Annotated in this window: 21 protein-coding genes; 19 read left to right on the top strand and 2 right to left on the bottom strand. The window is 55.3% G+C overall.

All coding sequences use genetic code 11. From position 1 onward, the window contains the following. Nucleotides 1-114 precede the first annotated feature (114 nt). The 10 genes from ACIP1G_RS21920 to ACIP1G_RS21875 all read left to right on the top strand — a co-directional run bounded on the left by ACIP1G_RS21920 (nucleotide 115) and on the right by ACIP1G_RS21875 (nucleotide 11,177). Nucleotides 115-816 (top strand): ABC transporter permease, encoded by a 702-nt coding sequence (locus tag ACIP1G_RS21920; RefSeq protein WP_400740725.1) that lies wholly within the window; start codon nucleotides 115-117, stop codon nucleotides 814-816. Nucleotides 817-829: 13 nt separating this feature from the next. Next, on the top strand, nucleotides 830-1,483 hold the full coding sequence (locus ACIP1G_RS21915; protein ID WP_400740723.1) for an ABC transporter ATP-binding protein: 654 nt from the start codon (nucleotides 830-832) through the stop codon (nucleotides 1,481-1,483). 58 nt (nucleotides 1,484-1,541) lie between these two features. Then, nucleotides 1,542-2,648 carry an ABC transporter permease gene (locus tag ACIP1G_RS21910; RefSeq protein WP_400740721.1) on the top strand — a complete coding sequence of 369 codons (1,107 nt, stop codon included), beginning with the start codon at nucleotides 1,542-1,544 and terminating at the stop codon, nucleotides 2,646-2,648. Then, nucleotides 2,641-3,732, top strand: coding sequence for a polysaccharide biosynthesis/export family protein (locus tag ACIP1G_RS21905; RefSeq protein ID WP_400740719.1), 1,092 nt, complete (start codon nucleotides 2,641-2,643; stop codon nucleotides 3,730-3,732). Before ACIP1G_RS21910 ends, ACIP1G_RS21905 begins: the two co-directional genes overlap by 8 nt. 30 nt (nucleotides 3,733-3,762) lie before the next feature. Continuing rightward, nucleotides 3,763-5,193, top strand: a complete 1,431-nt coding sequence (locus ACIP1G_RS21900; RefSeq protein ID WP_400740717.1) for a mannose-1-phosphate guanylyltransferase/mannose-6-phosphate isomerase — start codon at nucleotides 3,763-3,765, stop codon at nucleotides 5,191-5,193. Nucleotides 5,194-5,274: 81 nt separating this feature from the next. After that, a complete protein-coding gene (locus tag ACIP1G_RS21895) occupies nucleotides 5,275-6,717 on the top strand; it encodes a hypothetical protein (RefSeq protein WP_400740715.1) in 1,443 nt (480 codons plus the stop codon). 6 nt (nucleotides 6,718-6,723) lie between these two features. Continuing rightward, nucleotides 6,724-8,277 (top strand): glycosyltransferase, encoded by a 1,554-nt coding sequence (locus tag ACIP1G_RS21890; protein WP_400740713.1) that lies wholly within the window; start codon nucleotides 6,724-6,726, stop codon nucleotides 8,275-8,277. A 23-nt stretch (nucleotides 8,278-8,300) separates the two neighbouring features. Next, on the top strand, nucleotides 8,301-9,143 hold the full coding sequence (gene kdsA / locus ACIP1G_RS21885; RefSeq protein ID WP_400740711.1) for a 3-deoxy-8-phosphooctulonate synthase: 843 nt from the start codon (nucleotides 8,301-8,303) through the stop codon (nucleotides 9,141-9,143). Nucleotides 9,144-9,172: 29 nt separating this feature from the next. Then, nucleotides 9,173-10,459 (top strand): 3-deoxy-manno-octulosonate cytidylyltransferase, encoded by a 1,287-nt coding sequence (kdsB, locus tag ACIP1G_RS21880; RefSeq protein WP_400740709.1) that lies wholly within the window; start codon nucleotides 9,173-9,175, stop codon nucleotides 10,457-10,459. A 43-nt stretch (nucleotides 10,460-10,502) separates the two neighbouring features. Then, nucleotides 10,503-11,177 (top strand): acyltransferase, encoded by a 675-nt coding sequence (locus ACIP1G_RS21875; RefSeq protein WP_400740707.1) that lies wholly within the window; start codon nucleotides 10,503-10,505, stop codon nucleotides 11,175-11,177. Nucleotides 11,178-11,306: 129 nt separating this feature from the next. Here the strand turns inward: ACIP1G_RS21875 and ACIP1G_RS21870 are convergent, their stop codons facing one another. Next, nucleotides 11,307-12,404, bottom strand: a complete 1,098-nt coding sequence (locus tag ACIP1G_RS21870; RefSeq protein ID WP_400740706.1) for a glycosyltransferase family 61 protein — start codon at nucleotides 12,402-12,404, stop codon at nucleotides 11,307-11,309. 105 nt (nucleotides 12,405-12,509) lie between these two features. On the opposite strand from ACIP1G_RS21870, the gene galU reads away from it, so the two are divergent. Further along, the gene (gene galU / locus ACIP1G_RS21865) at nucleotides 12,510-13,349 is read left to right on the top strand and encodes a UTP--glucose-1-phosphate uridylyltransferase GalU (protein ID WP_400740794.1); all 840 of its coding nucleotides are present in this window, start codon (nucleotides 12,510-12,512) and stop codon (nucleotides 13,347-13,349) included. A 54-nt stretch (nucleotides 13,350-13,403) separates the two neighbouring features. Here the strand turns inward: galU and ACIP1G_RS21860 are convergent, their stop codons facing one another. Further along, complete coding sequence (locus tag ACIP1G_RS21860; protein ID WP_400740705.1) at nucleotides 13,404-14,336, bottom strand: SIS domain-containing protein; 933 nt, start codon at nucleotides 14,334-14,336, stop codon at nucleotides 13,404-13,406. Between the two features lie 595 nt (nucleotides 14,337-14,931). Here ACIP1G_RS21860 and ACIP1G_RS21855 point away from each other — a divergent pair. From ACIP1G_RS21855 to ACIP1G_RS21820, 8 genes are all read left to right on the top strand, one after another. Continuing rightward, a complete protein-coding gene (locus tag ACIP1G_RS21855; RefSeq protein WP_400740703.1) occupies nucleotides 14,932-15,990 on the top strand; it encodes a phosphotransferase in 1,059 nt (352 codons plus the stop codon). A gap of 284 nt (nucleotides 15,991-16,274) precedes the next feature. Next, a complete protein-coding gene (locus ACIP1G_RS21850; protein ID WP_400740702.1) occupies nucleotides 16,275-18,296 on the top strand; it encodes a capsular polysaccharide biosynthesis protein in 2,022 nt (673 codons plus the stop codon). Then, nucleotides 18,236-19,555, top strand: coding sequence for a capsule biosynthesis protein (locus ACIP1G_RS21845; protein ID WP_400740701.1), 1,320 nt, complete (start codon nucleotides 18,236-18,238; stop codon nucleotides 19,553-19,555). Before ACIP1G_RS21850 ends, ACIP1G_RS21845 begins: the two co-directional genes overlap by 61 nt. Next, nucleotides 19,552-20,328: an SDR family NAD(P)-dependent oxidoreductase gene (locus ACIP1G_RS21840; protein WP_400740699.1), complete on the top strand. Its 777-nt coding sequence runs from the start codon at nucleotides 19,552-19,554 to the stop codon at nucleotides 20,326-20,328. Before ACIP1G_RS21845 ends, ACIP1G_RS21840 begins: the two co-directional genes overlap by 4 nt. A gap of 7 nt (nucleotides 20,329-20,335) precedes the next feature. Next, entirely contained in the window at nucleotides 20,336-21,907 is a 1,572-nt protein-coding gene (locus ACIP1G_RS21835) for a sulfatase-like hydrolase/transferase (RefSeq protein ID WP_400740793.1), read from the top strand. A 4-nt stretch (nucleotides 21,908-21,911) separates the two neighbouring features. Further along, on the top strand, nucleotides 21,912-22,478 hold the full coding sequence (locus ACIP1G_RS21830; RefSeq protein ID WP_400740697.1) for a GNAT family N-acetyltransferase: 567 nt from the start codon (nucleotides 21,912-21,914) through the stop codon (nucleotides 22,476-22,478). A gap of 62 nt (nucleotides 22,479-22,540) precedes the next feature. Beyond that, nucleotides 22,541-24,664 carry a capsular polysaccharide biosynthesis protein gene (locus tag ACIP1G_RS21825; RefSeq protein ID WP_400740792.1) on the top strand — a complete coding sequence of 708 codons (2,124 nt, stop codon included), beginning with the start codon at nucleotides 22,541-22,543 and terminating at the stop codon, nucleotides 24,662-24,664. Nucleotides 24,665-24,667: 3 nt separating this feature from the next. Beyond that, nucleotides 24,668-25,711, top strand: a complete 1,044-nt coding sequence (locus ACIP1G_RS21820; RefSeq protein WP_400740696.1) for a phytanoyl-CoA dioxygenase family protein — start codon at nucleotides 24,668-24,670, stop codon at nucleotides 25,709-25,711. Nucleotides 25,712-26,510: the final 799 nt, after the last annotated feature.

Raw genomic sequence — 26,510 nt, 5'->3', positions numbered from 1 at the left:
CTGCTTTGCTTTGCGGTCGCCATCTTGAAGCCTCGTTCCCCCCTCCAGATTCAAAAATCAGTCATCTTCGCTCTCGTTCTACGAGAGGCTCGTGCACGAGTCGGTGATAGCCGCATGGGCGCAGTGTGGATGCTACTTGAACCGATTTTTCATCTCCTGCTTTTCTCACTTTTGTTTGCGATGCTCCGCGGCCGCACCGTCGCCGGCGTAGAGTATCCAGTTTTCATTCTGATCGGAATGGCACCATTTCTGCTGTATCGCAACACAGCTACGCGTCTCATGGATAGCCTCCGTGAAAACCGATCTTTGTTCGGCTACAAACAAATCAAACCGCTAGACACCTATATCGCTCGTGTTCTCGTCGAGACATGCATCGCCGCTACGGTGTACGCAATTCTAGTATTTGGCTTTGCATGGTTTGGCTTTGACATGTCGGTACATAGCCCTCTTCAATGGGTCGTAACATTGCTCATAGGACTACTGTTCGCCTTTGGATTGGGAATGCTTTTAGCACTAATCACTCATGCCATGCCTAGCCTAAAAGTAATTATTCGCATGGCATTTTTCCCACTTTATTTCATTTCAGGGGTACTAATCCCTGCAAGCTATCTTCCTCAAGCGATGATGCCAGTTCTGTTGCTTAATCCATTCTTGCACATTCTTGAACTCATCCGCGCCCAAGTACTACCACACTACATTCCGGTAGATGGCGTCTCCGAGTCATATGTCATTACATTCACCTTGGTATTACTGTTCCTGTCTTTGGGCGCCTATCGCGCCCGCAGGATGCACCTGATTTCCACTAAAAACGGTTAAGTACAGGCCAAACGTGTTCGAGCTAAGAAACGTAACCAAGTCGTATCTCACACCGAAAGGACGTAGGTTCGTCTTCCGCAACCTTTCGCTGGCTATTCCGCCTGGAAAAAATATTGGCCTGATTGGTCGAAACGGTGCAGGCAAGTCGACCTTGATGAACTTGCTTGGCGGAGCCGATGTGCCTGACTCAGGCATTATCGCTACCGACCGAAGCATTTCCTGGCCCGTAGGTCTAACTGGGGGATTTCAAGGCAGTATGACCGGCCGCGATAACATTAAATTCGTGTGCCGTGTCTATGGCGCAACTGGCGAAGCCATGCGCGAAAAAGTCCGTTATGTTCAAGAGTTCGCCGAGATCGGAGATTGGATTGACGAACCAATCAAGACATATTCATCAGGTATGCGTTCGCGTGTCGCCTTCGGACTGAGCATGGCATTCAATTTTGATTATTATCTTATCGACGAAGTAATGTCAGTAGGCGATGCGCAATTCCGAAAGAAGTGCACAGATGTCTTTCAAGAAAAAATGCAAAAATCTAACATCGTGCTTGTCTCTCATAACATGCCAGAAATTAGAAAACTTTGCGACATCGTACTTCTCGTCAGAGGCGGCGAAATACAAATTTTTGATGACGTTGAGGAAGGCATAAAGGCCTACAACACCTAATCAATTGATTTCAACCAAAATTAAGTAGCACAGTTTGAATTCAAGGATGCATCTAAATATGAGCAGTACTGGTAAGAAGAAGCACTGGGGCCTGGCGATTGCCATGGTGGCTCTACCAATGATCCTTGCAGCAGTCTATTACGGCGCATTTGCCATCGACCGCTTCGTTAGCTCTGCACAAGTGGTCGTCCGCCAAGACGGAAGCAATCAAGGCGCTCAGGTCCCAGGCCTAGCAACTCTACTTACCGGTACAAACCCGGCCTCGCGAGAAGAAACACTTTATCTGAGGGAGTACATTACTTCCATGGATATGATGCTACTTTTGGAGCAACGCGTTCAATGGATTGAGCAGTACTCAGCTCAGAGCGGTGATGTGTTTTTCTGGCTCGATAAAAACGCCCCACAGGAAGACCTGCTTAAGTATTTCCAGCGAATGGTATCAGCCCACTACGACGAAACTACAGGCTTGCTGCGCGTAGAAGTACAAGCATTCACTCCCGAACTATCAGAAAAAATGCTCCGCGTTATACTTCAAGCCAGCGAACACTTTGTAAACGAAGTCAGCCACAACATTGCAAGAGAGCAGATGAAGTTTGCACAAGGCGAGCTCGAAACAGCCAGAACCAACTACTCCACGCGCAAAACTCAGCTTCTAAACTTCCAAAACGAGAACAAGGTATTGGACGGCGGCAACACGGCTCAAAACCGTGCAACGATCATTGCTGACCTGGAGAGCCAGTACACCAAAGAGCAAGCCGCGCTCACCGAGATGTCCTTTAAATTGCGAAGCGATGCACCACAAGTGCGCCAGCAAAAGCAAAAAGTTGAGGCGATTACGCAGCAACTGGCGAAAGAAAAGCGCTTGTTGGTATCGTCTCCGCAAGGATCTCAATTGAACGTTGTCGCGTCCCGCTACCAACAGCTCACTCTAGATGCAGGTATTGCCGAAGAGACTTATAAAACTGCGGTCGCCGCTCTCGACAACGCGAGGATTGAAGCGAGCAAAAAAATTCGCACCTTGGTGACCGTAGTTAGTCCTAATGCACCACAGCTCGCCCTGTATCCAGAGCGGCTATATAACCTTGCCACGATTTTGCTTGGACTGCTGATGCTTTACGGTACCACCCGCTTCATTCTGGCTTCGATCGAGGATCATCGTGATTAAATCCCTGGCTGTTCCCAAGACGTTAAACTTGAAGCTAGCAGCTCTCGCGCTGGCGACCATCGGGCTGGCAGGTTGTGGCGGCACGTTGTCTGGCGCGGGTCCGTACAAGGGCACAATTGAAAGTAAAAATGAGGCCTACAATCTCGTTGATATCAATGCCAGTACTATCGCCCCGTTCATGACAGGTGCCCCTCGCCCTGCCCTAGCTAATATTACTAAGCCTCAATCAGCCGAAGTACGCCTAGCCGCTGGTGATACGCTAAACGTGCTAATCGCCGACACCGCTCCCGAAGGATCTGCGGTTTTTGCGCCCCTCGCTACTGGCGGCACTCAACTGAAGTCACGTATCGATGCACAAGGTATGCTCTCCCTGCCGTATGTGGGTCGCCAATTTGTAGCTGGCATGACGCTGAATCAAGTTGAAAATATGATTCGACGCCAACTAAAGGGAATTACGACTGACGTACAAACACATGTAGAGCTGGTCGGCGATTTGTCCGGCTCGGTGTTAGTAGCAGGCGCCGTCAAAACTCCAGGCCGGTTTAGCACTCTGCAGGGCCCTCTTACCCTTCTGGATGCAGTGAATCAGGCCGGCGGCCCAGTGATGGAACCACACCTTGTCAATGTCACAGTTCGTACAGGCAGCGAAGTACTTCAGTTCAATTACGAAGACGTTCTCGCTGGAAACAACATGGTCTTACGCCCGAACTCAGAGGTCGTGCTAGATCGCGCCCGCCAACGATTTGTTGCAATGGGTGCAGTAACTGAGCCAGGCCTAAAAGACTTACCAAGCCAAAACACAAGCTTGTTAGATGCACTAGGAAGCGTTGGCGGACTGCGGGAAGCTAATGCAAACCCAGAGGGAGTGTTTGTCTTCCGCATGGGTAACGGTAAAAATGTTAAACCAACAGTTCTGCGCCTCAACATGCGTGACCCGGCAGCAATATTCTATGCCCGACAAATTGCCGTTAAACCTGACGACACGATTTATGTAACTAACGCAGCGGTATACGAATGGCAGAAAGTCATATCTCCTATCGTACAAACGATGCTATTGGGCCGGGCCACCGGCGCTTATAAATAACTCACACTGATCAAAGGATAGGGAAATTACATGATCCCGGTAATACTTTCGGGCGGCTCGGGTTCCAGACTATGGCCGCTATCACGCGCCCTTCACCCGAAGCAGTTTCTGAATATAAACGCAGACCAGTCACTCTTTCAGACAACTCTGACACGGCTGGCGAAAGTTATTGATGACCCCATTTCCCCAATAGTCGTCAGCAACGAAGATCACCGCTTTCTCGTTGCAGAACAGTGCAGGTCGCTGGGCATTAAGCCCAGCGCAATCCTACTAGAATCTGTAGGCCGCAATACTGCCCCAGCAATTGCCGCTGCAACTCTGACAGCCATCAACATAGGGCGCGATGAGTTACTACTAGTACTACCTGCCGATCATGTTATCCATGACCTCTCCGCACTGAAATCCGCTATAGAAATTGGTATTCCCGAAGCAGAAAAAGGCGACATTGTCACCTTCGGAATCATTCCAAGCAAGCCTGAAACAGGCTATGGTTATATTAAAGTAAGTGAAGTTGGGGCGCACGCACAGGCAGCAGTAGCCTTCGTTGAAAAGCCAAACCTTGACACCGCCAGGAAATATTTGGAAGACGGGCGCTACTATTGGAACAGCGGAATGTTCCTATTTAAAGCTAGCGCAATGTTAAAAGAGCTTCAGACCTACGCACCAGAGGTTCTGTCTGCAGTGGAAATGGCATTAAACGGAGTCTCAACAGATCTTGACTTTCAGCGTTTAAGCCCTGACGCCTTTGCCAAGGCCCCAGACATCTCTATTGACTATGCCGTTATGGAGCGCTCATCCAAGGTTACCGTTGTACCCCTCGATGCCGGGTGGAACGATGTTGGGTCGTGGTCAGCCGTCTGGGAAATTGCCGAGAAAGATCAAAGCGGGAATGCTAGCCGAGGCGACGTACTGATAGAGAATACAAGCAACACATACATTCATGCCGAGCACAGGCTCGTATCGGTAGTTGGCCTCAAGGATGTGATTGTTGTTGAGACAGCTGACGCGGTAATGGTCGCGGCAAAAGATAAAGCGCAAGATGTAAAAAACATTGTCGATAGACTTAAGAAGAATTATCGACCAGAAGCAACCAGCCATCGAAAAGTGTATAGACCCTGGGGTGCTTACGATTCCATTGACTATGGCGATAGATACCAAGTCAAACGCATCACTGTAGCTCCCGGACAGAAGCTATCTGTGCAGATGCATCACCATAGAGCGGAGCACTGGATTGTAGTTACTGGCACAGCAAAGGTCACAATCGGCGGCGAAGATATCTTACTTACAGAGAATCAGTCAACATATATACCTGTAGGCATCGTTCACGCTCTGGAAAACCCAGGAAAGATTCCGCTTGAAATGATTGAGGTTCAATCAGGTTCCTATCTAGGCGAAGATGATATCGTGCGATTTTCCGACAGGTATGGTCGTGTAAATACGTCCGAGACGGTTGCGCCTTAACTTATCCAGAAATGCCATCCACGGATGGCATTACATCTTGCGGGCCTGTGCGCGCAAAGCATTCTGTCCATTAGAGTACTCATGAAAATACTTATCCAGTGCGGCGATCATTTCGAGAACCAAAACAGGATCATGACTCTGGCGTCGACCCTACGAGATTTAGGGTGCAAGCCAATTGTTCTGCTGTATTCGAACAAAAAAGGTCGTTACTTTGAGAACGAAGGCATAGAAACGATTGCTTTCGAAGACCACATTCCTAACAGCCCTGTTCCAGTTGGAACTAAAATTGAAAGTCTTTTGGAAGAAGGCATCACCTACAACGATGTTATGCAGCCGGAGCAACGTCGACGCCCCCGCATAGGTTGGCCTGGTCAGCGAGTGAGGACGATTAATGACATTTACCGTCACTACACCGCACTAAATTCTATAATTGACTCCTGCCAGCCTGAAAAAATTGTTGTGTGGAATGGATTTACAGGCTACGTAGCCAATATCCTGCGCCTAATAACTGCAAACAGAAAGATTCCTAGCGCCTTTCTCGAGCGTGGCCTACTGAAAAACTCGCTATTCATAGATCGGCAAGGTGTGAACGGCGCTTCTTCGCTAAATGATCTTAACGCAGAAAAACTCGACCAGATCTCGTTACCAGAGCCAGAGTACAATAATACTGTACAACTTTTCAATGTGGCACCGGAACACCCTGAACCTGCGACTAAGTCAGCACAGAATATTTTCTTCCCACTGCAGGTACAGCTAGACACTAACATCATTATGTACAGTTCGTACAGGTCGATGCGCGAAGCCTTTTTTGAAATTTACGATGCCTTAAATAAACACAATACTAGCTTCTTAGTGCGGCCACATCCTGAAGAACTACCAGAGACAGCACCAAACATTCCTCGTTATAAAAATATCCGCGTTTCCACGGAACAATCTCTTGACTACTGGCTCAACTGGTCAGACGTAGTAGTTACTATTAACAGCACCGTAGGCCTGGAAGCGCTGATCAAAGGAAAGAAAGTAATATCCCTTGGCGGGTCGATTTATTCCTCGGCAGGACTGACTTCGACTTTATCGTCAGACTTGGGGCTAAGCGCCAAAGCTATACGGGAAAGACTAATCAAGTACTTGGCGTATTTGACTCATTCTAACCTACTGCTTGAAAAAGGAACATCTAACCACCTTGCCATCGCAAAGCAGTTAGATCTATCAGCGGATGATTACAACCCAGAAATCAAAAAGCATACCCCTATGCAATTGCTCGATAGCGCAGTTATTGAGCTAGATATCCCACTCAATACAACACTTGATCTTACTTACAGAAAGAACAAAGTTAAAATTGATTATGCATGGATCGAATCAATTGCCAAAGCACACGTCTCGGCAAAAAAATACTCTATAATCCCTTATCGTTCATCGGAAAGCCGCACCGCCGCCATAAAAATCGTCAACGAAGGGAAATCCGCCAAGCCGGACCCACGATTTATTAAAACCATTGACATTTACGGAAATCTCGTACGGTAATCAGCAATGAAAAAAATCGCTATATTCGCCACTTCCGCCACAACCGTACAGATCGAGACTGTAAATAAACTTGCGGCGAGCGAGCCTAACAATATTTATTTTGTTCAGGGAACTAAGATTAAAGGTGATAACTTAACACAAGTTACCGAAAACGATAAGTTCCTGAATATATGTGGTGACGCCGACGACTTAATCGTCCTCGGTAACATTGACTTCAAAATTGAAGAAAAAATGCTTAATAGTTTTTATTCTCACCGACTGGGCAATGTATGGCACATGCTTCCAGATGGTGAGATGAAACGATATCGTCAAAACCCACGACGCAAAGCCTCCGTCCTCTTAATTTTTCCAGGCCCTATTTTACCTCTAACACTTGGCTCACACCAACGCGCCTTCAACTTAATTTTCAACATGAGCAAACAGGGCGTTGCTGTAGACCTGTTAATCACCGCACCAACCAATACACCACAAACACGATACAAAACCGCCCTAGAAACATTCTGCAATAATGTCTATTTCTATAAAAACAACAAGAAAAAGCCCTCGAAATTTCAACAATATAAAAGAACAATTGAAATTAGAGCTCGAAAGGCTCTTGGAAAATCCGCTGATTTGCCGGATCTTTTTTCCGAGCGAGCTGAATTTAGGCCAACTGAGTCCTGTAAGCGCTGGGCTAATTCGCTACATGTTGCCAACCGCTATAAATCAATCATCGTATCATATGCATGGATGATGGACTCAGTAAAATACATAAAGCATGATCGCGATAATTTCAAACTTATCTGCGACACTCATGACGTTCAATTTACCCGAAACCAACAGATTCTTGACCGCAGCGAGCGACTGTTCTTTAACGCCAACAACGAAAAACGTCGAGAACTAAGAAAGCTAAAAATTTGTGATTCCGTACTTGCCATCTCCACTTCGGATGAACAAATTCTGAGCGAGACATTACCGAAGTCTGTCAATGTAATCAAAGCATCATCTGGCTTTGATTACGCGCTTTCACCTATAAGAAGACGAGCGCCAGGCAAGCCATTAGCGTTTGGATTCATTGGGGGGCAAATGTCCGCGAATGTAAAATCCTTGATTCACATCTTGGATGAGTGGTGGCCTGCAATTAAACAACACTCCCCCGACAGCAAACTCTACATCGCAGGATCTGTGAGCAATGCGCCAGCAATATTGCCAAAGACATTTTACGATGCAAATATTGAATCGCTGGGGTTTGTAGATAATATTAGCGAATTCTACGACAAAATTGATGTATCCTTGAATCCAGTGATCGTGCAGGGCGGACTAAACTTTAAAAGTGTCGAAGCGGTATTTGCCGGAAAGCATCTCTTCACCAACCCTCTTGGCCAAGAGTGCTTGGGATCAGACTTCCCTTCGACAATAATAAAGAGCGAGTCTGACATTAAGAAATTCTTGAAAAGCTTTGAGTTTGACATAAAAAAAGACACGGGCGCCCGCACCCACAACCAAAATAAAGCCAAGAATCTGTTTTCGAACAAATCTGTGTACCGCGAACTTTTCAACTACTTTGCAATGCAGCACTGACAGTCTAACTGGAGAATTTTCTTATGATCAAAATTAATCAAACCATCCAATGTTCGAATTCGTCTCCTTTCGTTCTTTTCGGTGGCATCAATGTACTAGAATCCGAAGAACTTGCTCGCACTGCCTGCGCGGAATACGTGCGCGTGACCGAAAAGCTAGGAATTCCTTACGTTTTTAAGGCTAGCTTCGACAAAGCTAATCGCTCCTCCATTCACTCATATCGCGGCCCAGGCTTGGAGGAAGGCCTGCGAATCTTTGAAAAAATCAAGGCTGAGTTCGGCGTCCCGATTATCACCGATGTGCACGAAATTTATCAAGCAAGTGCAGTTGCCGAAGTCGCTGATGTACTCCAACTACCTGCATTCCTAGCACGCCAAACTGACTTGGTCGTTGCACTAGCCAAGACTGGAAAGCCAGTTAATATCAAAAAGCCTCAATTTCTTAGCCCTTCACAAATGCAAAATATCGTTCACAAGTTTAAGGAGGCAGGTAACGATCAGTTGATCTTGTGCGATCGCGGCTCCTGCATGGGGTACGATAATTTAGTTGTAGACATGCTTGGCTTTGGTGTGATGAAGCGAACCTGCGACGATCTCCCTATCATCTTTGACGTGACTCACGCCCTCCAGAATCGCGATCCATCTGGCGCCGCCTCCGGTGGTCGTCGCGAACAAGTTGTAGATCTTGCCCGAGCGGGAATGGGAGTTGGTTTGGCCGGTCTCTTTCTAGAGGCCCACCCAAACCCAGATCTTGCTAAGTGTGATGGTCCAAGTGCGCTGCCACTAGACAAACTGGAGCCGTTCTTGGCGCAAATCAAAGCGCTGGACGACTTGATCAAGTCGTTCCCTCAGCTAAATATTTCGTGAGAAAGACCTGATTAACGAGGATGGTACACATGGCAGTTTCTGAAGAGCGGGTCGCAATCGTCATACCTGCACGCTACGGTTCGACTCGCTTGCCAGGTAAACCGCTTGCTGAAATAGCTGGCAAACCCATGGTGCAGCACGTCTACGAACGGGCGCTTCAAGTCAGTAATGCGCATGTTGTAATCATTGCTACCGATGACGAACGAATTGCCGATGCTGTGCGCGCATTTGGTGGTGAATGCATCATGACATCACCTGATCATCCATCAGGTACAGATCGACTAGCTGAAGTCATGACTCAAATAGATGCAGATATATTTATAAATCTTCAGGGTGATGAGCCTTTAGTACGACCAGGCGATATCGAGCAACTTGCGAGAGGCATGCTGGCCGATGATAATGTCAGCATAGGAACCTTATGCCATTCAATAGACGCGCACGAAGCAAACAACCCTAACACAGTTAAGGTAGTGCTAGCTGAAAACGGCAATGCATTATATTTTAGTAGATCGCCAATCCCCTACGCTCGAGATAGTGAAGCGGCGACCTATCTTAAACATATCGGTGTTTACGCATACCGTCGGAAGATACTTGGTGAATACAGTCGCCTACCTCAACCGATGATTGAACATGCTGAAAAGCTGGAGCAATTGCGCTTAATGGCTAGCGGCTACTGCATACGAGCTTTCAAAATAGAACCAACCAGCCCCGGCGTAGATACTCCTGAGTGCCTCGAAAAGGTGCGCGCATTGATGGCCGGATTGACACCCTCGCCAAAACCGGCTCTTTCTGACGTTAGGTTAGTTATAACAGATGTCGATGGCGTATTAACTGACGGCGGGATTTACTACGACGCTACCGGAGAATGCTTTAAACGCTTTCATGTGCGAGATGGCATGGGCATGCGACTCCTCGAAGAAAATGGCGTGAGAGTGGCAGTACTTTCTGGGCGAGATTCTGCTGCTCTTCGAAAAAGGGTTGCAGATCTAGGAGTGTCGCTATTCCAATTCGGCGTAAAAGACAAGCTAACCGCTTGCAATAAGCTAATGTCAGAAGCAGGTGTTACAGCGAACCAAACAGCATGTATTGGTGATGACTGCATCGATTTACCAGCATTCGAGGCCTGCGGAATTTCATTTGCGGTGGCGGATGCACCAGTTTATGTCAAAGCTGCAGCGAACTACACCCTTACTTCTTCAGGGGGCTCCGGTGCATTTCGTGAGGTTGCTGACTCGATACTTTTCGCACAGGGTAAAGGCGGCGTTTTAAGCTCCGCTTTAGACTACGCAAAAGTTATGCACAGGATGGCACAATAATGAGCCTAAAACAAAAAAACCCAACCATCTAGGAATTCTAAACATGCCGATAAAAATCTTAGACAACGGGTCGGGCAATATCTTTGACATCCCTGACGATGCTAAAGGCAACATCCAAATTTATGTAAATGGAAACAACAACTACGTCAAGATAACTAATCTTCGCCGTGTCGACTCCCTCAAAATCACTATTGATGGTGATCATGGAGGATTTGACATGGATCCTTTCCGAATTGGAAATTTATCTATCGGAATTAAAAACGGTAGCACGATCAAGATTGGAAAAGGGACTAGCATTGAAGGAGCCTACATACTAGCCGATCATGCTACAAATGTATCAATCGGAGAGGACTGCATGCTCTCATACAATGTGCAGATCCGGACAACTGACGCTCATGGGATCTATAGCGTTGAGACTGGCGAGCGCATGAACCCAGCCAACAGCATCTCAATTGCTGATCACGTATGGATAGGACAAGCAGCGCTAATCAGTAAAGGAACGAGAATATCAAGAAACTCCGTTGTCGGAGCTTCATCCTTCATCCAAGGCAAAGAATTCCCCCCATCATGCATTGTTGCTGGCTCGCCCGCCAAACTCGTACGCGAGGGGATCATATGGGATCGAAGAGAGGCCGAGAGGGTAGAATTCGATGATGACAGCATGGATCCTTTGTTTGAGCGCTGGTGGGCAGCAGCCCAGGAAGATAGAACTAGCTAAGCCAAGCAATAACTCTAGCAAATTCATCAGCAAGCGCTAAAAACTTACCTCCTACCGTAGAAGTGACCGACGACTGCTCAATCGGTCACTTCAACAGCAAGTCAATCTAATGATTTTCACCAAACTCGATTACGACCTAGCTACTAGCCCCCATTTTTCTACAATTACTTGCTCAAGCCGCACCAGATCAATTTCAATATGTTTTTGATATGGAATAAAATCACCGGAACTCTCACAAGCCAAGATATCGTAGCGTTCAGCGTTGGACAAAAGCCCCAACGACCAAAACACCTGCGTGTAGGCATCTTTTGCCTGCATCTCTAGGAAACAAGCACCAGGCTGCGCATGTATCACATTTGCCAAGCCAGCACCATGGGGAGCCACTACAAATCTCGCGAATTTAAACACACTTGCTTGCTGCTTGAGAGTAAGATCGCCCAACCTTACAATCGAAAAGTCATACTTTTCAAGTAAAGAAATTAAGGCGTCTTCATTCAAAATCTGGCGATTACCTTTAATCGCATCCTTTCTAGAAATGTATACTCGTTCACCGACGCCGAATACTTTCTCATCCGTAGAAAGAAGATTTTTAAGCCAGTTAACATGCCCCAAAGAATGAATTGGATTTGAAAACAAGGTCGGCACAATGGCATCTTCAATCAGAACAGGCTCATTGCTCTGAACAAAATGACAGTTTTTCCCACCGCTCACGCCCAGCTTGAATAGTGTTTCCCACTGGAAGCGCTCGATCGGCCCATTAAGCACTAAACTTTTTACTTCTGGCCAATACCCGGAACCTGTCAACGCAGTAAACTTTGACAACCAATTAAACAGCCAATGATAAAAGTTCTGCTGCCCACCAATCACTGCAGCTGGCTCACTTATAACGCTCGCACATTTCCCACCAAGTTCAAACGCACCTTTCGATACTTTTTCCGCCATCGTATTACTATGCTCATCGAGCATTGTATCACGCAGGATCCATCCCTCTTCAGTCACAACCAGCCCATGCGACTTGTAAAAACGAACGTTTTTCAGGCGCGCCACTGTTAGCGATCCATGCGAAAACGATGATGAGAACCGCGCCCCATATTTCTCAACCAGTGACTGAGCACTTGGAATTTTTATTTCCTCAAAGCTAGCGCCTTTGAGAATTGCATATTCTTTAACCGTCAAAACCCGCACATCAGCCCCCACACTTGACTCAAAAAGAAATAGAATATACATTCTTTACCAGAAATACAAATGCACCGGCCATGCTAAATACTTAAAAATCATTCAAGATTTTAACAGCATCCGACCAATACATTTCAACCATAGCAATGAATCATGATGATCAAAAAATGCCTATTCCCCGCCGCTGGCTATGGAACCCGCTTCCTACCAGCCACCAAAGCCATGCCCAAGGAAATGCTGCCTGTGGTCAACAAGCCACTGATCCAGTATGGCGTTGAAGAAGCATTGGATGCGGGTCTGAGCGAAATTTCCATCGTCACCGGTCGTGGCAAGCGCGCCCTGGAAGACCACTTCGACATCAGCTACGAGCTGGAAAACCAGATCAAGGGCACCGACAAGGAAAAATACCTGGTCGGTATCCGTCGCCTGCTCGACGAGTGCTCGTTCTCCTACACCCGCCAGACCGAAATGAAAGGCCTGGGCCACGCCATCCTCACCGGCCGCCCGCTGATCGGCGACGAGCCGTTTGCCGTTGTCCTGGCGGACGACCTGTGTGTCAACCTCGACGGTGACGGCGTGCTGGCGCAGATGGTCGAGCTGTACAAGCGCTATCGCTGCTCGATCGTCGCCATCCAGGAAGTCGACCCGCAGGAAACCAACAAGTACGGCGTAATCGCCGGCGACATGATCCGTGACGACATTTTCCGCGTCACCAACATGGTCGAGAAGCCGAAGCCTGAAGACGCCCCGTCGAACCTGGCGATCATCGGTCGTTACATCCTGACCCCGGACATCTTCACCAAGATTGAACAGACCGAGCCGGGCAAAGGTGGCGAGATCCAAATTACCGACGCGCTGATGAAGCAAGCAGCCGAAGGCAACGTGATCGCCTACAAGTTCAAGGGCAAGCGTTTCGACTGCGGTGGCGCCGAAGGCTACATCGACGCGACCAACTTCTGCTTCGAAAACTATTACCAAACAGGTAAAGCTTATTAACTGGAAAACGGGGATCAATTCCCCGTTTTTTTTAACGCACCGATAAAATATAAATCAATCAAATATCTCAACAACCCCAACCACTACTCCGCCAGCATCCGTTACTGCTAACGCACGGATTTTATTATCAAGCATGTAAGCTTCGGCCTCCGAGAGCTGAGAGTCCTCTTGAATAGTATGAGGGCTGCCAGTCATAAACTGATCAACAGTGGCCTGAACAATACTTTCATCATCCAGTAACGCCCGGCGCAAATCGCCATCGGTAACAATGCCCACCAGCTTCTCATTATCCATCACCACGGCCATGCCCAAGCGGCTGCGTGTCATAACTAGCAAACAATCATGAAAGCTAGTAGCGGGGGAGACCACCGGAGCCGGCGAATGCATGACGTCACAAACACGAGTCAACAGTTTGCGCCCCAGGCTACCACCGGGGTGATAACGTGCGAAGTCCATCGGCTTGAACTGGATAGCTTCAATCAGAGCTACCGCCAACGCGTCCCCCATGGCCATGGTCGCAAGGGTCGAGGTGGTAGGCGCCAAATTGTTCGGACAGACTTCACGCTCAACCGAAATATCGAGCCAGATGTCTGCGTGCTTGGCCAAAGTAGACTTTCCGTTCCCTGTCATTGCAATGATCTTATTACCGAACGACTTTAGGCTCGGAATCAGCTTGATCAGCTCTTCGGTCTCACCGCTGTAGCTGATGAGGATCAGCACATCGATCGGCTTAAGCATGCCCAGATCACCGTGGAAAGCTTCAGCTGGGTGCAGGAAGAAGCTGGGGGTACCTGTGGAGGCGAAAGTAGCGACCATTTTCTGGCCTATCAGCCCGGACTTACCCATGCCACAGACCACTGTGCGGCCTTTGCAACCGAGGATCAGTTCAACGGCGCTCTGGAACTCGCCGTCCAAGCGATCAGCCAGTTGATTAACGGCTTGGGCCTGAGCAATAAGGGCTTCTTTGGCGATGCTGAGGTGATTCATTTTCGTCCCTGACGACAGCTAAATATATGCGAAGCCGCGAATGGTAAGGTTTTTGTAGCAGCAAGCAAAGCGTGGCGAAGCGCATTGGACGACAATCTGACTGATGGAGGCCGAGCAAAGCCTCAGACTGATCGCTTGACAGCGCTACGCTCACACGACTTTAGACGTTGCAGTGACGGCGACGGGGCATGGTTGCCCCCCGACAGCGAGCTCAGCTTCTCAATTGCTGATAAGGTCATCGATTTTGTCTGCAGGAAGAATCCTACTCAATCAATAGAGACTCACCCTACCGCCCCTTGATATAGGCTCATCTACGCGCCATTGGCTTCCGGGCCCTGCCGTGAAGCCGAATCTGCCGTCTTGACCTAACTGGCGGGCCAATGAGGATTAAGTTTGAGTAGGTGATGATGGCGCATACAGAAGCCCAGTCCTACACCACCAGCAGTACGGAAGAAGCTTTCTCTCTCAGTACTCCCTCCCTCATCGACACCTACAAATCAAGGGATTACTGTGAATTTTTCATTGTGCACAACGCTCTGTTACAGCAGCATAGCCTTCCTTGACAGCGTGAAATTGGACGTATGGCATTGCCAGCATGGATGTTATGAACCCTCCTGAAAGCCAGCATCTGCCTAGCAAGACACTGTACCGCTGGCAGCGCACCACTATCGAAGACCACTTGAGAGCTTTGAGGCCCCATTGGTGCGACATGCCGCTAGAGATCACCACCGAGGTGCTGGGCGGGAATGCCTCATTCGTAAATTACGTACGCCACCATCGCTTCCTGGACCCGTGCACGGGGCAACCTGTGGAGGTGGTGGAAAAATCGATTCGCAAGGTAGCGCTCATCGGTAGCCAAGAGGCGCGCTTTCATCGCGCTGACGGGATACTGACGGGCAGCACGCACTTCAACTATCCCTCCTGTCTGGGCGTGATCGAGACGCCTTGCGAAAGCTTGATCTTCACCGAGTTCGTTCGCGGCAAGCCGCCTCGCATGCACAGGATTGGAAGGCAATTGGCACTAGGCATCACCGAGATCGAGGCGCTCAGCCATGACTACTTGCAAGCACAGCCGCTCAGAAAAGCCCCTCTGCTATGGAGTATGGATTTCTTCAGGCCATGGTTCCTTCTGCGCCCACGGTTCAACTTTTCCCGCTGCTTGCCGACACTTGTACAACTCGGACTCGAAGACGATCGCTTTGCCGGCCTCGCTGAGCGCTTCAAGGCTTTCGTGCCTTTGACTCGAAGGATGGCAGCCGAAGCCCGGCGTAGTCCACACTGCATCAGCCATATGGATTACCTGCAGAAGAACCTTTTCATGGATAAGGGACAACTGCACCTGATCGATTGGAGCGAGGTCAAGGTTGGGCGGGTTGGTTTTGATGGCGGGGCCTACCTGGGCAGTTTGTTCCGCCGCAAAGACATGAAGGTGTTCCTGGCGGCGCAAACTGAGTTCATCGAGACCTATCGCACCGCGCTGCCGGAGCGATTTGACATTGACCAGGCGCTGGGGAACCTACGCTATGTGTTTCTACTCACAGCGCTGTTCCACTGCCTGCGCCCAGAGACAGTCGCGGAATATCGGGAGCGCGACCGGATGCCGTTGCTGCTGGAAAAATACACCTATTTGCTGGGGTTGCTGGATCGGAAATAGATGGGATTTTACATCTAGGAGCCAAGAATCTTCGCGGGCAAGCCCGCTCCTACACCAAGGCGCGTGACGCATGCGATTTCAGGGAGTTTGCCGGGATTAGATATCAATTTGATGGCATAGATCAGCATTTGCACAGATCGTCTAATTTCTTTTCGTGAATTTTGCCCAACGGCGCGCCTACAAAAGTGAATTTGTATTAAGATTCGCCGTCTTTTATTTCGATCGGACCCGCAGGGCTATTGGCCCCTGCCGCCCCTTTGCTGAATGGATGCCGCTCCTCGTTTATGGACGACGCTTCGCCCCGCCCTCGCTTGCTGGTCCTGTCAAAAGGAGCCCAGCGGATCAGTACGTTGCCTGCATTGCTGCCCGAATTCGCGCTGCAAAACGGTGCCGTGCGCGATGTCGAGCTCGCTGACTGGGTAATGGCCTGGGGCCGCAAGCCAAGCGCTATCAAGGCTATGGCCGAGGCGCTGAAGGCTGGCAAACCCGTCCTCACCCTGGAAGACGGCTTCATCCGCTCGGTAGGCCTGGGCGCCGACGAGCCGCCCCTGTCACTGATCGTCGATGACGTCGGCGTGTACTACGACGCCTCCCAGCCATCCCGCCTCGAACAGCTGATCGCCACCCCCCTCGACACCGAGCAAACCCAACGTGTCCTGGCGCTGCGCAGCCTGTGGCAGCAACAACGGGTGTCGAAATACAACGACGCACGCATCGAGCTGCCAGCATTGCCGGCGGACTGCGTGCTGGTGGCCGACCAGACCTGTGGCGATGCCTCGTTGCAAGGCGCAAGCGCCGATGACTTCCGGGCCATGCTGGATGCGGCGTTGGCGCGCTACCCGCACAGCACCATCGTGCTCAAGGTGCACCCCGACGTGGTGGCCGGGCGCAAGTCCGGGCACTTCGACCTGGCGGCGCTGGCCAGCAACCCGCGCGTGCGCGTGCTGGCACGCAATATTCACCCGGCCGACCTGCTGCCGCGCATGCGTGCGGTGTTCGTGATGACGTCGCAACTGGGCTTCGACGCCCTGCTTTGGGATGTGCCGGTGCACACCTGGGGCATGCCGTTTTATGCCGGCTGGGGGCTGACCGATGACCGCTTGCCGGCGCCTTCGCGGCGCCAGCCCGTGCCTTTGGCGCAGCTGGTGCATGCCAGCCTGGTGGCTTACCCGCGCTATGTGTGCCCGGAACGTGGCGAGCCATGCACGCCAGAGGTGCTGATCAACTGGCTGGGCCTGCAACGTCGGCACCGCAGTGTGCTGCCACAGGCCGTGCAAATGCTGGGCTTCAGCCGCTGGAAAGAGCCGCTGGCCAACCTGTTTTTCAATGGCGCGGCCATTCGTTTCGTCAAGCCCGAGCAACCGCTGGCGCAAGACGTGCCGGTGGTGTCCTGGGGCTGCAAGCACGACACCGACCTCACTGCCCACCCACTGCCGGTCAACCGGGTGGAAGACGGCTTTCTGCGTTCGGTCGGCCTGGGTGCCGGCAAGGCGCGGCCGTTGTCGTGGGTGGTCGATGACCTGGGCATCTACTACGACGCCACCCGGCCTTCGCGCCTGGAGCGCATTCTGCTCGACGAGCCGTTCGACGCGCAGTTGCTGGCCCGCGCACAGGCGTTGCGCCTGGCCATTTGCGCGGCGGGGCTGACCAAGTACAACTTGCCCGGCGCCAGCTGGCAGCGCCCGGCGCATGCGCAACGGGTGATTCTGGTGCCTGGCCAGGTGGAGGGCGATGCGTCGATCCGCTTTGGTGGCAACCGCATCCGCAGCAACCTGCAGTTGCTGCGCGCGGTGCGTGAGCAAAACCCTGATGCGTGGGTGTTGTACAAGCCGCACCCCGAGGTGCTGGCCGGTACCCGCGCCCGTGGCGACGACGAAGCGCAAACCGTGCACTGGTGCGATGAAGTGATTGGCGATACGCCACTGCAGCAGTTGCTGGAAGTGGTCGACGAATTGCATGTGCTTACTTCGCAGTCGGGCTTTGAGGCCCTGCTGCGCGGTGTGCCGGTGACCACCTATGGCCAGCCGTTCTACGCCGGTTGGGGGCTGACACGTGACCTGGACCTGCAAGCACCGGTGCAGGCGCGGCGCAGCCGGCAACTCACGCTGGACCAGTTGGTGGCCGGCACGCTGCTGCTCTACCCCACCTACGTCAGCCTGGTGACCAACCGCTTTACCACTGCCGAACAAACCTTATACGAACTACAAAATTGGCACGCCTTACCGCAGCCTGGAGCTCCCTCCCGATGGCAGGACTTGAAACGACGCTTGAGCAGTTTGTTGGGCATGAAGCGCCCGACCAACTGAATGCAAGGGCGACGCGTGGTCCGCTGCTGCGTATCCCTACACACAATTTTCTGTTTCTGCAGGGTGTTAGCTCACCCTTCTTCAGCCGCCTTGCCAAGGGGCTGCGTGATATCGGCCAGCGGGTGCACAGCGTGCGCTTCAATGTCGGTGACGCCCTGTATGGCCCCGGTGGCGCGCAGCTGACCTGCCCGCACCGCCCGGAAGACATGGACGCCTGGTATTCCCAGGTGTTCAGCCAGCTGGACATCACCGACCTGGTGCTGTTTGGTGACTGCCGCCCGGTGCATCGCCCGGCGGTGGCCCTGGCGCGGCTGTCGGGCATTCGGGTGCATGTGTTCGAGGAAGGCTACTTCCGGCCCTACTGGGTGACGCTGGAGCGCGACGGGGTGAACAACAACTCGCGCCTGCCACGTGACCCGCAGTGGTACCGCGATGTAGGCAAGCACATACCGCGCTATCAGAATGGCAACCCGTTCAAGCTGTCGTTCGCCGCCCGTGCCACCCACGATGTGCTGTACCACGCTGGCGGCGCGCTGAACCGGCTGTGCTTTCCGCGGTACCGCACCCATGCACCGTTCAATGCGGCCATGGAGTACGCAGGCTTCATTCGCCAGGGCATGCGCCTGCTGCGCGCCCGTGTGCACGACGACGCGCTGGTGGCCGAAGCGGCCCGTGAGCGGCACCCCACGTTCCTGCTGCCCTTGCAGCTGGACAGCGATGCGCAAATCCGCGACCACTCGCCGTTCCAGAACATGACCCAGGTGATCGAACACGTGATCGACTCGTTCTCGCTCAACGCGCCCTTCGATGCGCGCCTGCTGGTGAAGAACCACCCGTTGACGCCGGGGCTGGTGAATTACCGCAAGGTCACCGAGCAGCTGGCGCGCAAGTATGACGTGGCCGAGCGTGTCGATTTCATGGAAAGCGGGCACATGCCCACGCTGTTGTCGCATATCACCGGTATGATCACCGTCAACAGCACTGCCGGCGCGTCAGCGATTCTGCACCACCGCCCGACCTGCACGTTGGCCGAGCCCATCTACGCCATGCCGGGGCTTACCCACCAGGGCGGGCTGGACGACTTCTGGCAGCAGCCCGAGGCACCCGACAACACATTGTTTCAACGTTTTCGCAATACAGTCATCCACACCACCCAGGTCAATGGCGGCTTCTACACCGCCTGCGGCATGGACATGGCCGTGGCCAACTGCCTGGAAGTGCTGATGGCGAAAACCTCAAGAATCGAAAAATACCTATGAGTTCGCACGCTTCACCCCGCTGCATCCTCATCACCGGCGCCACGGGCGGTATCGGCGGCGCGCTGGCGCCTGCCTATGCGGCCCCGGGCGTGACGCTGATTCTGCAAGGCCGGCGCAACGACCGCCTGGACGAAATGGCCGAGCAATGCCGCGCCCTGGGTGCCCAGGTGCTGCTCGAAGCCCTCGACGTGCGCGACTTGGATGCCCTGCGGGCGATGGTGCGGCGGGTTAGCGACGCGCATCAGCCCGACCTGGTGCTGGTGGGCGCGGGGTTGAATACGGCTGTGGGTGCCAATGGCGAACCGGAAAACTGGGACGACAGCCGCGCGTTGCTGGAAGTGAACGTGATGGCCGCCCTGGCTACCGTCGAGGCCGCCCTGCCGGCCATGCGCAGCCGTGGCAACGGGCAGATCGCGCTGTTCAGCTCGCTGGCGGGCTGGCGCGGCTTGCCGGTCACGCCTACCTACAGCGCCAGCAAGGCGGCCATCCGCGTGTATGGCGAGGCCATTCGCGACTGGCTGGCGCCGGAGGGGGTGAAGGTGAATGTGATTGTGCCGGGGTATGTGGAGTCGAAGATGTGCTTCGAAATGCCCGGGCCTAAACCGTTTTTGTGGACGGCCGAAAAAGCGGCCAGGCGTATCAAGCGCGGGCTGGCTGCGAACCAGGCGCGTATCAGTTTTCCGTTCCCGCTCAACCTGGGCACCTGGCTGCTGGGGCTTATCCCGCAGTGGCTTTCTTCGATGATCCTGCGTGGGCTGAAGTACAGTGATTGACGTTTCCTTGTTGCCGGTTGCAGTGATCGGCCTGGGCTTGACCGTGGCGGTCGAGCGCCTGCTGATCCCCCGCCCGGCCCTGCGTCGGCCGGCCGATTGCTGGCTGCTGCATGCCGGGCTGTGGTGTGTTGGGCTTGGGCTGTTGTATGCGCTGACGGCGCGGCCGTTGTTCAGTGGGGTGAACCTGCTGTTGCTGTGGCTGCTGATCGTGTTGGTGAGCAATTCCAAGTACCACTCGCTGCGCGAGCCGTTTGTGTGTGCCGACTTTGAGTACTTCAGCGATGCGGTGAAATTTCCGCGGTTGTATTTGCCGTTTTTCGGGTTTGGCAAGGCGGCGGCGCTGGCGGTGGGGTTTTTGGTGTACCTGTGGGCGGGGTTGAGCTTCGAGGTGCCGGGGGCGCGGCTTGAGGCACTGCTGCCGTTGGCGGTGGGGCTGGGGTTGTTGCGGTTGGGGCATCGGCGGGTGCAGCCGAGTTTTGATGCTGAGCGGGATGTGCGCGGCTGGGGGTTGGCGGCCAGTTTGTGGCGGTACTTCTGGGCGGCGCGGGCGCCGGTGGATCGGGCTGGGTTGGGGTCGCCGTTTGGCGGTGTGCCTGTGCCGGCCTCTTCGCGGGGCAAGCCCGCTCCTACATCGGCCAGTGGGCCGTCGCAGGGTGCCTGCGGGCAGGCTGGGGCGCTGCCAGACTTGGTCTCGGTGCAGAGCGAGTCGTTTTTCGATGTGCGCGATCTGTGGCCGGGTGTGCGCCCGCAAGTGCTCGACCAGTACGACCTGTTGGCCAGCCAGGCGCTGGCCCGGGGCAAGCTGCAGGTGGCGGCGTGGGGGGCCAACACGGTGCGTACCGAATTTGCCTACCTTACCGGCATTCCGGCCGACCGGCTGGGGGTGCACCGTTTCAACCCGTACCGCGTGCTGGCCCGCCAAGGCCTGCCGAGCATCGCCTCCAGGCTGAAGGCGCAGGGTTATCGCACCATCTGCATCCACCCGTACGACGGTGGTTTCTATGGGCGCAACAAGGTGCTGCCGGCGTTGGGCTTTGATGAGTTCATCGATGTGCGGGCGTTCAACGCGTCGCAAAAGGCCGGGCCGTTCATTGGTGACTGTGCGGTGGCGGACAAGATCCGTGAACTGCTGCAGGCGCCGGGCCGTACCCAGCCGCTGTTCATCCATGCGGTAACCATGGAGAACCACGGCCCGCTGCACCTGGAAAGCGTGGCCGCGCACGAACTGCCCGCCTGGTTCGACCGCCCGCTGCAACCGGGCATGCAGGACCTGGCGCCCTACCTGCGGCATATCGGCAATGCCGACCGCATGCTGGGCATGCTGCGCGAAACGCTGATGGCCCAGCCGAACGAGGCGCTGCTGTGCTTCTTTGGCGACCATGTGCCGATCTTGCCCGAGGTGTACCAGGTGATTGGCGCGCCAGCGGGTGACACCGACTACCTGATCTGGTCCAACCGGCGCCAGCCGGGCAGCCGTGCCCGTGCGCTGGCGGTGCAGCAGTTGTCCAGCACCTTGCTGGCCCATGCCCAGGCGCCTGCGCCGGCCCAGCACTCGCCCGCCGCCGCCGGGGTAGCCTGACAGCGTGGTGCGTATCGTACTGGGATCGGACCTGGCGCCGGAGCGCGCCGCAGACCCTGCCCTGGCCCGCTTGCTGGCCGAGGGGCGTGGGTCGCTGGCGTTTCTGATTGGCAATACCGCTTGCCGCTATCGCCTGCTGGGGGCGGCTATCCACTGGGACCGCGTGCTGCTGGCCTTCGACGGCGAGCAGGCGCTGGGCTTTGCCGCGCTCAAGCATGGCCGGCGTGGGCCGTTTGCCTTGCACTGGCGGCCGTTTGTTGAAGAGTTCGGCGTGGTGTGTGGCTGGCTGCGGTTTGCCGGGTTTTGCCTGAGCGAATGGCGTGAGTGGCGCTACCCGTTCTTGCTGTATGGGCTGCGGGTGAGCAAGGCTGCGCGCCAGCATGGCGTGGGGTCGGCGCTGGTGCAGGCGTGCTGCGCACATGCTGCAGCCTTGGGCTTTGCCCAGGTGGAGCTGGAAGTACCGCTGGCCAACGCACGGGCGCAAAGCTTGTACCTGCACAACGGCTTTGCCCTGCGCCGCAAGCGCTGGGTGCCGTTCCCGCCGGTGCGCAATATGTGGCGGGCTGTGTAGTGTTCGTCGCCACCCCCCCTGTAGGAGCGGGCTTGCCCGCGAACACCGGCAAAGCCGGTGCCATTCACCACCTACCCGAAGGTTTTTTACCGCCCGACGCCCTGGTAAACGGCACCGGCTGGGTCGGCATCATGTCGCAATGGGTGGCCTGGAAGGTCCTGCACCTGCCGCAGTTTCTCGGCCCCGAAGGCCCGCCCTTCTGGCTGTGGCGCCGCGGCCGCAAGGCGCCCAAGGGGCTCAAGGCCATTGCCGGTATCGGCTACAAGCAGTCGTCCGCCCATGCCCGGGTGCTGTGCCAGCGCTGGGGGCTGCCCTACATTGCGCTGGAGGACGGTTTTTTGCGCTCGTCCTCGCTGGGCATCGAGGGCGATACGCCGATGTCCATGGTGGTCGACCCGGTGGGCATTCACTACCTTGCCGACCGGCCTTCGCTGCTGGAAAACATCCTGCAGCAGCCCGAGGCCCTCAGCGAATACGAGCTGGGCTGCGCCCGCGAACTGATTGCCTTGATGCGCAGCACGGGCATCGGCAAGTACAACAACGCCCAGGACTTGCCCGCAGACGACCCGCTGGGCCGCGAGCGGCCGCTGGTGCTGGTGGTGGACCAGACCGCTGGGGACTATTCGATCCCCGGTGGCGGGCTGTGCGAAGCCGACTATGTGCGCATGCTGGATGAAGCCCTGGCAGAAAACCCGGGCGCCGATGTGCGCGTGCGCATTCACCCGGACTGCCTGGGCGGGCAAAAGCCCAGTTGCCTGCTGGATGCAGCGCGGGCCCGTGGGGTAACGCTGGAGGCACGGCCGGTGGCCTGGGCGTCACTGGCCCGCCGTGCCCGGCGGGTGTACGTGGGCACCAGCCAGGCCGGGCTGGAGGCGTTGATCCAGGGCGTGCCGGTGACTTGCTTCGGGCTGCCGTTCTACGCTGGCTGGGGGCTGACCGATGACCGCATGGCCATCCCCCGGCGCCAGGCCCGCCCAGACCTGGTGCAACTGGTGGCGGCGGCTTATGTACGCTACTGCCGCTATGTCGACCCGTTGACCGGCCAGCTGACCGATGCCTTGACCGTTGCCCGCCAGCTGGCCAGCAAGAAGGCCTGCGACGCGACGTTTGCCGGCCCCACCACGGTATTGGGCGTGAAGCGGCACAAGCAGCACAACATTCGGCGCTTCTTTGAAAGCCGTTGGGGGCAATTGCGCTTTGCCGTGGACGGGCCGCAACTGGTGCGCCAGGTGGCAGCCGAACAGGGCCGGCTGCTGGTGTGGGCTGCGCGTGAGCCGGCAGGGCTTGCCGAACGGGCGCGCCAGGCGGGTTTACCACTGTGGCGGGTCGAGGATGGTTTCTTGCGTTCCACCGGGCTGGGCGCCAGCAACAGCCCGGCGCTGTCGCTGGTGCTGGACCGGGGTGGCATTCATTACGACGCGCAGTCCGGCAGCGACCTGGAGCAGCTGTTGCAGCACGGTGAATTCGATGCCGCAACCTTGGCCGAAGCAGCGCGCCTGCGGGCGCAGATCGTTGCCAGCGGCGCCAGCAAGTTCAACCTGCGCAGCAGCGTGCGGCCGGCCCTGCTGGGGCAGCCGGGCCAGCGGCGGGTGCTGGTGGTGGGCCAGGTAGAGGACGATGCCTCGGCGTTGTGCAGTGGCGGCGGTGCGGGGTGCAACCTGCGCCTGCTGCAACAGGTGCGTGCGCAGTTGCCCGATGCGTGGGTTTTGTACAAGCCGCACCCCGACGTGGAAGCGGGCAAGCGCCGTGGGCAGATCGCCCCGGCACAGCTGGTGGGGCTGGCCGACCAGGTGCTGGCGGGCGTGGACATCGCCGGCCTGTATGGCCAGGTCGACGCGCTGCATACCTTAAGCTCTACTGCCGGTTTCGAAGCCTTGCTGCGCGGTGTGCCGGTTGTCACCTATGGCACGCCGTTCTATGCCGGCTGGGGCCTGACCGAGGACCACCAGCCACTGCCGCGCCGTACCCGGCGCCTGACCCTGGACCAGTTGGTAGCCGGCGCCTTGTTGCGCTATGCGCGCTATGCCGACGCCCAGCAAAACTTGCCCTGCGATGCCTGGCACGCCCTCGCCTGCCTCAGCGCGCCACACCCGGCGCGCGCGGCCCATCGGCGAGTGGCGCCGTTGCTCAACTATACCCGGACCATGCTCGGCTGCGGCCGGCCACTGGCCCCATCAAAGGACTAGAACATGCCTGTTTCGATCAAGGACATCGGCCGCTACGCGGCACTCCCCTGGCATTGCATGCAACTGGCCACCCATGCCAAGTCGTTCGAGAACAACCCGGTGCTTGGCAGTGCACGGCTCAATGCCCTGGGCCTGCATGTGCAGCGCCGCCAGTTGGCGATGGCCATGGCCGGTTACCGCCGTAACGCGCTGGCGTCGCGGCTGGATGCTGCCGAGCGCGAGCATTTTGAGCAGAACGGTTTTTTCATCCGTGAAAACGCCCTGCCTGCCGAGCAGTTCGCGGCTTTGCGTGCCGAGCTGGGCGCATTGCGCAGCACCGGTTGGGAAATGCGCCAGGGCCGTGCGGTTACCCGCCGGGTCAGCCTTGACCAGGACGTGCTGGCGGGCAACCCGGCCAGTGCGGCGTTTGTGGCCGACCGGGGTGTGCGCGACCTGATTGCGTATGCGTCGTCCAATACCGGTGGCATTACCTACCAGTTGCAGTCGATCGTGATTGACGCGGCCAATGCCGACCAGGATCCGCAAACCCGCCTGCATGCCGACACATTCCACCCTACGGCGAAGGCTTGGTTGTTTCTGGACGATGTGGCGGATGACCAGGGGCCGTTCAGTTATGTGCCGGGGTCGCACCGCCTGACGCCGGAGCGTTTGGCCTGGGAGTACCGCCAAAGCCTGGGTGCGGCGCGTTCCAGCGAGCAGATGCACCGTGAGGGTTCGTTCCGCATTGATGAGCCTGAGTTGGCCGCCCTCGGCCTGCCCCCGCCACGCCGTTTTGCCGTACCGGCCAACACCCTGGTGGTGGCGGACACCTCTGGTTTCCATGCCCGCTGCGCCAGCCACCAGGCCAGCCACCGCGTCGAGATCTATGCCAGCCTGCGGCGCAACCCGTTTATTCCGTGGCGCGGGGCGCACCTGTTTGCGTTGCCGTGGATTGCCAATCATCACATGCAGTGGGATATCCGGTTGAAGCGGTTGATGGGGTTTGGCAAGAAGAGCCATTGGCGGTTTGTGGAACAGTTGAATGCGTATGAGGCGCCGTATATTTGACCCACGGCTGGCCTGCCCGACGTAGGAGCGGGTTTACCCGCGAAAGGGCCGGGCCTGCTGGCCAATATCCCCCGGTCATTCACCGTTGAAGCCGCCACCGCATTCGCGGGTGAACCCGCTCCTACATTGATCGGTGGTGCATACACACCGGTGGTTCGGTACAGGCCGGTGGTGCACACACACCGGTGGTTCGGTACAGGCCGGTGGCGCATGCACATCGGTGGTTCGGCACAGGCCGGGGGTGCACACACATCGGTGGTTCGGCACAGGTCGGGGGGTGCACACACATTGGTGGTTCGGCACAGGCCGTTGTAGGAGCGGGTTTACCCGCGAATGGGCCGGGCCTGCTGGCCAATATCCCCCGGTCATTCACCGTCGCAGCCGCCACCGTATTCGCGGGTGAACCCGCTCCTACATTGATCGGTGGTGCATACACACCGGTGGTTCGGTACAGGCCGGTGGTGCACACACACCGGTGGTTCGGCACAGGCCGGTGGCGCATGCACATCGGTGGTTCGGCACAGGCCAGTGGCGCATGCACATCGGTGGTTCGGCACAGGCCGGTGGCGCATGCACATCGGTGGTTCGGCACAGGCCGGGGGTGCACACACATTGGTGGTTCGGCACAGGCCGTTGTAGGAGCGGGTTTACCCGCGAATGGGCCGGGCCTGCGGGCCAATATCCCCCGGTCATTCACCGTTGCAGCCGCCACCGTATTCGCGGGTGAACCCGCTCCTACATTGATCGGTGGTGCATACACACCGGTGGTTCGGTACAGGCCGGTGGTGCACACACACCG

It is taken from the genome of Pseudomonas sp. NPDC089392 (genome assembly GCF_044749595.1).
Taxonomy (GTDB): domain Bacteria; phylum Pseudomonadota; class Gammaproteobacteria; order Pseudomonadales; family Pseudomonadaceae; genus Aquipseudomonas.
The sequence above is the reverse complement of the archived record's forward strand: the minus strand, read 5'-3'. Positions and strand labels throughout refer to the sequence as shown.

What these genes read in the sequence shown, in the direction of transcription:
- ACIP1G_RS21890 (WP_400740713.1), top strand. Translation starts at nt 6,724, where the DNA reads ATGAAAAAAATCGCTATATTCGCCACTTCCGCCACAACCGTACAGATC.
- ACIP1G_RS21820 (WP_400740696.1), top strand. Translation starts at nt 24,668, where the DNA reads ATGCCTGTTTCGATCAAGGACATCGGCCGCTACGCGGCACTCCCCTGG.
- ACIP1G_RS21875 (WP_400740707.1), top strand. Translation starts at nt 10,503, where the DNA reads ATGCCGATAAAAATCTTAGACAACGGGTCGGGCAATATCTTTGACATC.
- ACIP1G_RS21850 (WP_400740702.1), top strand. Translation starts at nt 16,275, where the DNA reads ATGGACGACGCTTCGCCCCGCCCTCGCTTGCTGGTCCTGTCAAAAGGA.
- ACIP1G_RS21895 (WP_400740715.1), top strand. Translation starts at nt 5,275, where the DNA reads ATGAAAATACTTATCCAGTGCGGCGATCATTTCGAGAACCAAAACAGG.
- galU (WP_400740794.1), top strand. Translation starts at nt 12,510, where the DNA reads ATGATCAAAAAATGCCTATTCCCCGCCGCTGGCTATGGAACCCGCTTC.
- ACIP1G_RS21855 (WP_400740703.1), top strand. Translation starts at nt 14,932, where the DNA reads ATGGATGTTATGAACCCTCCTGAAAGCCAGCATCTGCCTAGCAAGACA.
- ACIP1G_RS21910 (WP_400740721.1), top strand. Translation starts at nt 1,542, where the DNA reads ATGAGCAGTACTGGTAAGAAGAAGCACTGGGGCCTGGCGATTGCCATG.
- ACIP1G_RS21845 (WP_400740701.1), top strand. Translation starts at nt 18,236, where the DNA reads ATGGCAGGACTTGAAACGACGCTTGAGCAGTTTGTTGGGCATGAAGCG.
- kdsB (WP_400740709.1), top strand. Translation starts at nt 9,173, where the DNA reads ATGGCAGTTTCTGAAGAGCGGGTCGCAATCGTCATACCTGCACGCTAC.
- ACIP1G_RS21920 (WP_400740725.1), top strand. Translation starts at nt 115, where the DNA reads ATGGGCGCAGTGTGGATGCTACTTGAACCGATTTTTCATCTCCTGCTT.
- ACIP1G_RS21900 (WP_400740717.1), top strand. Translation starts at nt 3,763, where the DNA reads ATGATCCCGGTAATACTTTCGGGCGGCTCGGGTTCCAGACTATGGCCG.
- ACIP1G_RS21840 (WP_400740699.1), top strand. Translation starts at nt 19,552, where the DNA reads ATGAGTTCGCACGCTTCACCCCGCTGCATCCTCATCACCGGCGCCACG.
- kdsA (WP_400740711.1), top strand. Translation starts at nt 8,301, where the DNA reads ATGATCAAAATTAATCAAACCATCCAATGTTCGAATTCGTCTCCTTTC.
- ACIP1G_RS21860 (WP_400740705.1), bottom strand. Translation starts at nt 14,336, where the DNA reads ATGAATCACCTCAGCATCGCCAAAGAAGCCCTTATTGCTCAGGCCCAA.
- ACIP1G_RS21870 (WP_400740706.1), bottom strand. Translation starts at nt 12,404, where the DNA reads ATGTATATTCTATTTCTTTTTGAGTCAAGTGTGGGGGCTGATGTGCGG.